This window comes from Acetobacter estunensis, assembly GCF_011516945.1.
In the GTDB taxonomy this organism is placed as follows: Bacteria; Pseudomonadota; Alphaproteobacteria; order Acetobacterales; family Acetobacteraceae; genus Acetobacter; species Acetobacter estunensis.
Window position 1 is genome coordinate 1 of record NZ_WOTH01000068.1, and the last position, 8,250, is coordinate 8,250.

Here is an 8,250-nt window from a genome sequence, read left to right on the forward strand (position 1 = left end):
GCCAAGGCAATGAGGTTCAATCAGCGCCCATTGGGCGTCTGTCAGCACAAAGCGTTCCATCCGAAGCTTGAATCATAACCCAAGCCTCATGTGAATCCCCACAAACCCTAGGCCAATTAGGCTTCCGACCGTCGCAAAATCTCTGTTTCCTGGATTTTTCTGGCTTGCATAAGCAAGCAAGTGAACATCCACACCAGTCATTGATTTCAGATTTGCCTCGACATCTGAAATCAATGAAACAAGTGCGAGCGAGTCCAGAGGACCGCCTTCACTAAAAAGTTTTGCGGTATCGCCCTCATTTATATCCACAGGAGTATCACTATTTTCATTATGGTATTCTATGGAGGAATAAATAATGTCCCGGACGCTATGCTTCATGATGCACCTATTTCTGTCTGCGGCAGTCTTAAAAACAAAACTTGCGAGCCGTTTTTATTGCTTTGCGGAGATTCCGGATTGTTGTCTTATGGTGACCGGTTACGGGGTAGCTGGGATTTGCGCTCTTGTTCGGATGCCTCCTTGATCAGGGACAGCATGCGTCGTCGAAGCAGCCCACTCGGTGCCCTGATGAGGAGCCAATAAGGAGAAAACAGGAGTAAAGCGAGTAATCCATTGCATTTCACGCGGGTTTCAGTTGAGAGAATACATTTGCTTGCCGATATCGGATGAACGGAGAGAATGAATGTCAGCTTGTAGGAGGATGATGCGGGAAATCCGCCCCCTCGTGAAAAATAGCGGCACACACCAAGGGAATCTGAATCGACGCGCGAAGGGACAATCAATCCTCTGATGATTTCTTTATCGGGTTCCGAGTAGAGCACCGTGAAATCTTCAAAGTCGAACATCGACCGACCCGACGATTTAACGGTTTTTCGACTGGGGAAACGCAGTGTTAGAAAAAACCGTGCAGCCGGATCATGGCGCATCCTGAACTGCTCAGCGTGCGTGAACACCGTATCAGCTCCGCTCTCGACTTCGACCGAGTGCTTTTCAGCGAAGTCGTATGTCGGCATGAATTTGTCCAGCAGTGCCCGATCGCTGCGTTGATCAACGGTCGAACTCGATTTTTTTGTGCTATCCGACACGAAGCTCATATGCGCCACCCCCCTCCCATCGCCCTAAAGCATTCAACGGCAGCCCGGAGTTCCTCTGCGCGGGTAGACGTCAGGGTTTCCTGCGCCTTGAGTAGGCTGAGCCGGGATTGCAACACCTCGCCAAGCCCCATAGCGCCTGTCGCATAAGACTGCTGGGTCAGAACCGATACCCGTTCCAGCGCATTAACGTCCCGTGTTTCAGATGCCAAAATCCGGTGAGTTTGACTAAGGTGGAAAAAAGCGTTTTCGACGTCTTCCGCTGCATGCAGCATCGTCGAACGATAGTCAGCGAGCGCCTCGGCATAATTTCCTCGCGCGCGGGCAACTTCGCTGGAAATTTTGCCAAAATCGAAAATTCGCCAGCGCAATGCACCTGTGGCGGTCGGCTGAAATCCCGGTGCAACGAACAGTTGCCGCGGACTCATGCTCTCAAATCCCAACGCGCCCTGTAGCGATATCTTCGGATAATAGGCCGCCAGCGCGACGCCAATATCCGCATTCCTCGCTGCGAGGCGTCGTTCGGATGCGAGCACATCGGGTCGGCGTCGCAACACATCCAACGATTGAGCCGCTACTGCTGGCTTGGGAACGACCGGCAATTCTGTCGTTGTCTCGAGCTCACCGGCATAGGTCCCCGGCTGGGCACCCATAAGTACATCGAGACGATTGAGGTGAGTCTCCTTCTGGCGCTCAATATCGAGGACCCGCTGCCTTTCGGTTTCCAGTGCAGCTGCGGCTTGTGATCTTTCACGATCGTCCGCAACGCCCCGGTCGTGACGTTGCTGGACAAGATCCAGGAGCTTTTCACTGGCGTCTACCGCCTCTCTTGCGTCCTGGAGACTTAACTGAATGCCGCGAATGCGGAAATATGTGTCAGCTGCTTCGGCGGCGATACTCACGCGCACACCGGCCTGCTCCGCTTCGGCTGCCTGAAATTCATCTCTCGCAGCCTCATGTGCCCGTCGAAGCCCGCCAGCAACATCCAGCTCCCAGCTGGCAACACCACCAACATTGTATTCCCGATAATCGCGATTGAAATGAGGAATCTGACGGACAATATGTCCGATCAATCCCTCTTCCGAGAGCCGGGTTGCCGATACCTGCGGGTTGAGATCGATCGTTGGCAGCATTTGTGCCGCAGCCGAGCGCGCTACGGCACGTCCTTGTAGGACACGCGCGAACGCAGCCCTGAGATCAAGGTTCATAGCTAGAACCCTCGTTTCAATTCTATTCAATTCAGGATCGCCAAAGGATGTCCACCAAGCGACGTCATTTTCGCGGGTACCGGACGATGGTGCGATAATACCGACGTTATGAAACGGTCGAAGCGGCGTTATTGGCCGGTGATAGTCAGGCCCCACCGCGCACGCGGTCAGGCCGAGCAACGCTGCCGCGGCAAGAGCGCCGCGCCGGACCGTTGTCCAGCGCATTTTTACCCCTCTAAAGCTGGAACGCTTCTGCGTTGCCCCGCGATATGAGCCATGACTCAACCCCGTACCCCTTTCTGAAGGTCAGATCACCTCAAAGTCCTCAAGTGACGTGTTCCATATAACGTCACTCATTGTCAACGCAGATCGGCAGAACTATGTAAGAGGCACAGCGCTTCACAAAAACGAGGTTCCGATGAGACCAGCAGGTAACGGCCAGAGAGGCCCTGTGGATCATGAGCGGCGAGAGCAAATACTCGGCGCAGCCAATGAGCATTTTCGCCACTACGGATACAAGAAAACTACAGTTGCCGATCTCGCGAAGGCGATCGGCCTGTCCACCGCGTATATTTACAAATTCTTCGACTCCAAGCGGGCAATCGGCGAGGAGATTTGCCGACAGTGCCACGACCGGGTGATGACGGACATCGAGGGTGTCGTAAGGTCCGGCAAGCCGGCGTCGGAAAGGCTGCGCCTTATCTTCCTAACTCTTGCCCGTGATGGAATCGACCTTCTGTTCAACGACAGGAAAATGCACGACATTGTTCTTGCGGCTCTTGAGGAAGGCTGGTCGACAGCCACGGACTTCGACGCCGAACTGCTGCTACACGTCAGATCGGTTATCGCCGACGGTCGGGAGACGGGGGAGTTCGAGCGCAAGACGCCGCTGGAAGAAGCCTGCCGTGGCGTGGTGCTCGCACTTCAGCCCGTCCGACATCCCGTGCTCCTTGAATTCAATCATAATACTCTTGTCGAGGATGCGTCTCTTCTGGCCGGCTTGGTGCTCAGGAGCCTTTCAGCTTAGAAATAACAAGTGACGAATTGACAATATCATCACTCGCGGCGAAGATGGCTTCCACGATGAATCGAGGGAGCAATGGGGATGCCGCCAAAAAGACGGTTTTTTGGAAGATGCTTGGTCACATTGCTCATCTTTCCCCTGACCGCTTGCCACAAGCATAAGCCACCAGATCCACGGACAGGTCCTCGCGCCGTCATCGCAGTTGCTCCCGGCCATGGTGCGAATTCGTCTCGAACGTATCCAGCAATCGCCGCCGCACGCATACAGACCACGGTCGCCTTTCGTGTTGCAGGGAAAATCGTCTCCCGGGCTGTTGATGAAGGTCAGAAAGTACATCGCGGCGACGTGCTGATGACCCTCGACAGAACGGATCTCGCCCATGACGTGACCAACCAGGGTGCGAACGCGGCATCCTTGCGCGCGGCCTGGGAGAACGCCGCAGCGGACGAACGCCGCTACCGGGGCCTGGAGCAGACAGGGGCAGTGTCCAAGTCGTTCTATGGCGGAATACGCAGCCGGGCCGAGAGTCTCCATGCGCAACTGTGGGCGGCGGAAGCCAATCACAGCATCGCCCGCGACCGGAACGACTATACTGTCCTGAAGGCGGATGAGGACGGGACCGTCCTCACCGTGATTGCCGAAACAGGTACAGTCGTATCGGCTGGCCAGCCTGTTTTGACGCTGGCACAGGCAGGACCGCTGGAAGCGTCCGTGGATCTTCCCGAAAATATCTCTCCTGATGTCGGATCATCCGCGATCATCGCGGATGCCGGGAGTGGGCGGACCATCGCTCCTACCGCGCTGCTACGTCAAATCGGAGCATCGGAAGATCCGGCGACCAGAACAATAAATGCGCGATACGTCATCCCGAATGGTGCTGGCACTCCAAGGATCGGACAGACGCTTTCGGTCACGCTCTCGTCGCCGACGGAGGATCACGTAATCATTCCTCTTTCCGCGATCCTTGATCGTGGCGAGGGACCAGGTGTGTGGATCATTGATTCCACTCACAACACGGTTTTCTTTCATGCCGTCCATATCCTGGGCATTGAGGCCAATCGTGCTCTCATTGTCTCTGATCGGACGATAAATAACCTGAGCATTGCTCATGACCTACACATCGTATCCGCAGGTGTTCATGATCTCCATGCGGGAGAAGCAGTGACGATCTCACCTGACAGGGCACAGATGCAATGAAGGCGTTCAATCTCTCGGCATGGGCCGTCAGAGAGCAGGCGATTACATTGTTCCTGATCGTCGCCCTTGCACTGTCCGGTGCATATGCTTTTTTTGCGTTGGGTCGTGCGGAAGAGCCAAGTTTTACCGTCAAGACACTGACAGCGACCGTGCTGTGGCCGGGTGCCACAGCCGAGGAAGTCCAGAATCTGGTCGCCGATCCGTTGGAAAAGCGCTTGCAGGAGCTGACGTGGTACGACCGGGTGGAAACGATGACGCGCCCGGGCATGGCGGTCATGATGCTTACCCTGAAGGACAATACGCCTCCCTCGGTCGTACCGGAAGAGTTCTATCAGGCGCGGAAAAAACTGGGGGACAGCGCGCATGTGCTTCCACGTGGCGCTATAGGCCCTTTCGTCAACGACGAATATTCCGACGTGGTCTTCACGGTCTACACCCTTGAAAGCAAGGACGCCCCGCTCTCTCTGGTGACACGCGCGGCGGAGACCGTGCGAGAAAAACTGCTGCACGTGCCCGGTGTCGAAAAAGTAGCCATCGTCGGCGAGCAGCCAGAGCGGCTGTATGTCGATCTTTCCCATACGAAGCTCGCGGAACTTGGCCTCGGCGTGACGGACGTTACCCAGGCAATTCAGGCGCGGAATGATGTCGTGGACGCGGGCTTTGTGGAAACGCAGGCAGGGCGACTTTATATTCGCACACGGCAGCCGCTGTCAGGACCGGACATTATCGGAAATACCACGATCAGTGTCGGTGGTCGTACTCTTCGGCTGGGTGATATCGCGCAGGTTCGGGAGGGTTACGAGGATCCTCCAGAGTTTCTGGCCCGTCACAACAACCAGACAGCCCTGGTTCTCAATGTCGTGATGCGACCTGGCTGGAATGGTCTGAAGCTCGGGGACGCACTGTCCCATGCCGAAGATGGCATCAATCGAAGCCTGCCTGTCGGACTTACGCTCACGAGGATCGTCAATCAGGCACAAAACATTCACGCCGCTGTCGGCGAGTTCATGCTGAAATTCTTCGTGGCGTTGAGCGTCGTCATGCTGGTCAGCTTTATCAGTCTCGGCTTTCGTGTCGGCCTCGTCGTTGCGGCTGCCGTGCCCCTGACGCTGGCCATCGTCATGATCATCATGCTCGTCACGGGCCGCGCCCTCGACCGGATCACGCTTGGCGCACTGATCATCTCACTCGGACTTCTTGTCGACGACGCGATCATCGCTATCGAAATGATGGTCGTGAAGCTTGAGGGAGGCATGAACCGCATCGCGGCCGCGTCATACGCCTGGTCACACACAGCGGCTCCGATGCTCGCGGGGACGCTCGTGACGATCATTGGTTTCATACCCATCGGGTTTGCGCAGTCTGCCGCAGGCGAATACGCAGGAAACATCTTCTGGATCGTGGCGTTCGCCCTGATCACCTCATGGTTCGTCGCCGTTATTTTCACGCCTTATCTGGGTGTCAAATTCCTGCCGGACTTCCGGGTGGCCCACGACCAGTCCCCCTATCACTCCGCACGGTATGAACGGTTCCGGCGTCTGGTTCGCAGCGTGATAACTCATAACAAAGCTGTCTGTGCCGGTGTGGTCTGCCTCTTCGTGCTGGCGTTTGGCGGTATGGGATTTGTAAGGCAGCAGTTTTTTCCCAGTTCGGACCGGCCGGAACTTCTGGCGGAAGTGACGATGCCGGAAGGCGCGTCTATCCAGAGCACCGCTGCTGCAACGCGGAAAGTCAGCGACTGGCTCCAGAAACAGTCTGAAACCCGGAGCGTCACAAGTTATATTGGAGGGGGGGCGCCTCGCTTCTTTCTTGCCTATAATCCAGAGTTGCCCGACCCGGCGTTTGCAAAGATTGTCATTATGACCGCCGACGCGAAGCAGCGAGATCGGCTCCGGGACAGTTTGCGGCAGGCCGTCGGGAACGGTCTGGCCTCGGAGGCCAGAGTCCGGGCAACCGAGTTCGTGTTCGGTCCCTATACACATTATCCGATCATGTACCGTGTCATGGGGCCTGACGCGCAAACGGTCCGTCATATCGCTCAACAGGTCAGCGATATCGTGCGGGCCGACCCCGACACGCGGCAGGTCAACACCGATTGGGGCGAAAAGCAGCCATCCCTGCATTTTGTGATGAATCAGGGCAGACTGGCGCAATTGGGTCTCTCACCCGAGACTGTCTCACGTCAGGCGCGATTTATGTTGCAGGGCATAAACACCGCGCAGGTACCCGAGGACATTCGCGCGGTTGAACTGGTAGTACGTTCTGACGGCCAGTCCCGTGCAGATCCGGCCCGACTGCTCGATCAGGAGCTTGTCGCTGCGAACGGGCGTCGTATCCCGCTCCGTCAGATCGGCGTGCTGGAGTATCATAGCGAGGAACCGGTCCTCTGGCGGCGGGATCGTATCCCTACGATAACCGTGCAGGCTGATATCAACGATCAACTTCAACCTCCCGAGGTTGCCGCTCGACTGGACAAGGCGCTGGGGTCGTTGCGAGCCGCTGTTCCAGAAGGATACCGCGTCGAGACCGGCGGCAATACGGAGGAATCAGCCAAAGCCAATGCGGCAATGGCGCCGATCTTTCCCATCATGATTCTTCTCATGCTCGGGGTTATCGTTGTTGAAACCCGATCCCTTTCGGCGATGACGATGGTTTTTATGACGGCTCCGCTCGGGCTGATTGGAATGGTCCCCACGCTTCTCCTGTTTCACCAGCCATTCGGCTTCAACGCGATCCTGGGGCTTATTGGTCTCTCGGGCATCCTGATGCGCAATACGTTGATTCTGATCGGCCAGATTCATACCAATCGTGAAGAGGGAATGGAGCTTCTTGATGCCGTTGTCGAAGCCACGGTTCAGAGGGCTCGCCCGGTCATTCTCACCGCGCTTGCGGCAATCCTGGCTTTCATTCCCCTAACGGAATCGATTTTCTGGGGAGCACTGGCATTTACTCTAATCGGCGGAACGGCAGCGGGGACTGTCCTGACACTGCTCTTCCTGCCTGCTTTGTATACGCTGTGGCCTCAAGGAAAGCCTGAGACATCGCGATGAACAAGGAGGATCTCCCCCCCAAGTCATGAGCACACGGAACTTGAAAACGGAGAACAATCAATGGACATTCAGATGATAAACTCGACCGCATTTTGGAAAAAAACATCTATCGAACCCGATCTCCTGCATAAAAATTCCTGCGATGACGTCCTCATTTCTGCCCCCAGATATGCCCTTCCATCGATTTTGACATCCGCCGAATACCACCAGATCATACGCGATACGGACAGCGAGATCGGGAAACTGTTTGTTCTATCACCCGAAGGTGGGTTCTACCTTTTCAAGGATTTGAAAAATATATCTTCCGTCTCCAGCGAAAGAGTAGGAATCCCGCATCAGGTTGCCCTTCAATTTGGCGTTGACACTCAGACCCCTCAATTTCAGGAAACCCTTTCTGCTTTTACGGATGACATCCCTCCCTTCTCTTTTACGATGAAGAATTCTGCAGATCATTATTATTTCTACAGAAAAGATCATGAGCATGTCCCTGGCACAATGCTGATCGAGGTCGCGCGCCAGGCCGTCTATTTTTCGACCTATCAAACCGGGTATAAGCGCGGAACCGTCTCAGAGCCTGAATCAGAAAGCGGTTTGATTGATTTTTCGCAGAACTCTGCGGATATGGGCAATCATCAACCATGCGCAGGATGACGAGATTGTTGTCTCGACATCCTTCGTGA

At 55.6% G+C, this 8,250-nt stretch carries 6 protein-coding genes and 1 pseudogene; 3 read left to right on the top strand and 4 right to left on the bottom strand.

Features of this window, described 5'->3' with window-relative positions; genetic code table 11:
• Positions 1 to 72: 72 nt before the first annotated feature.
• The 3 genes from GOB87_RS15830 to GOB87_RS15840 all read right to left on the bottom strand — a co-directional run bounded on the left by GOB87_RS15830 (position 73) and on the right by GOB87_RS15840 (position 2,524).
• A complete protein-coding gene (locus GOB87_RS15830) occupies positions 73 to 378 on the bottom strand; it encodes a hypothetical protein (protein WP_166318952.1) in 306 nt (101 codons plus the stop codon).
• A gap of 86 nt (positions 379 to 464) precedes the next feature.
• Positions 465 to 1,094 carry a hypothetical protein gene (locus tag GOB87_RS15835; RefSeq protein WP_166318955.1) on the bottom strand — a complete coding sequence of 210 codons (630 nt, stop codon included), beginning with the start codon at positions 1,092 to 1,094 and terminating at the stop codon, positions 465 to 467.
• The gene (locus GOB87_RS15840) at positions 1,091 to 2,524 is read right to left on the bottom strand and encodes an efflux transporter outer membrane subunit (RefSeq protein ID WP_166318958.1); all 1,434 of its coding nucleotides are present in this window, start codon (positions 2,522 to 2,524) and stop codon (positions 1,091 to 1,093) included. The genes GOB87_RS15835 and GOB87_RS15840 overlap by 4 nt, the downstream gene beginning before the upstream one ends.
• A gap of 226 nt (positions 2,525 to 2,750) precedes the next feature.
• On the opposite strand from GOB87_RS15840, the gene GOB87_RS15845 reads away from it, so the two are divergent.
• From GOB87_RS15845 to GOB87_RS15855, 3 genes are all read left to right on the top strand, one after another.
• A complete protein-coding gene (locus tag GOB87_RS15845) occupies positions 2,751 to 3,326 on the top strand; it encodes a TetR/AcrR family transcriptional regulator (RefSeq protein ID WP_264806430.1) in 576 nt (191 codons plus the stop codon).
• Between the two features lie 192 nt (positions 3,327 to 3,518).
• Positions 3,519 to 4,520 carry an efflux RND transporter periplasmic adaptor subunit gene (locus GOB87_RS15850; RefSeq protein ID WP_264806433.1) on the top strand — a complete coding sequence of 334 codons (1,002 nt, stop codon included), beginning with the start codon at positions 3,519 to 3,521 and terminating at the stop codon, positions 4,518 to 4,520.
• Positions 4,517 to 7,570: an efflux RND transporter permease subunit gene (locus GOB87_RS15855; protein ID WP_166318967.1), complete on the top strand. Its 3,054-nt coding sequence runs from the start codon at positions 4,517 to 4,519 to the stop codon at positions 7,568 to 7,570. The genes GOB87_RS15850 and GOB87_RS15855 overlap by 4 nt, the downstream gene beginning before the upstream one ends.
• A gap of 579 nt (positions 7,571 to 8,149) precedes the next feature.
• Here GOB87_RS15855 and GOB87_RS15860 read toward each other — a convergent pair.
• A pseudogene (locus tag GOB87_RS15860) lies at positions 8,150 to 8,250 on the bottom strand (IS5/IS1182 family transposase); the annotation flags it as partial.

Coding starts and splice junctions, on each gene's coding strand:
- GOB87_RS15830 (WP_166318952.1), bottom strand. CDS start 378: ATGAAGCATAGCGTCCGGGACATTATTTATTCCTCCATAGAATACCAT.
- GOB87_RS15835 (WP_166318955.1), bottom strand. CDS start 1,094: ATGAGCTTCGTGTCGGATAGCACAAAAAAATCGAGTTCGACCGTTGAT.
- GOB87_RS15840 (WP_166318958.1), bottom strand. CDS start 2,524: ATGCGCTGGACAACGGTCCGGCGCGGCGCTCTTGCCGCGGCAGCGTTG.
- GOB87_RS15855 (WP_166318967.1), top strand. CDS start 4,517: ATGAAGGCGTTCAATCTCTCGGCATGGGCCGTCAGAGAGCAGGCGATT.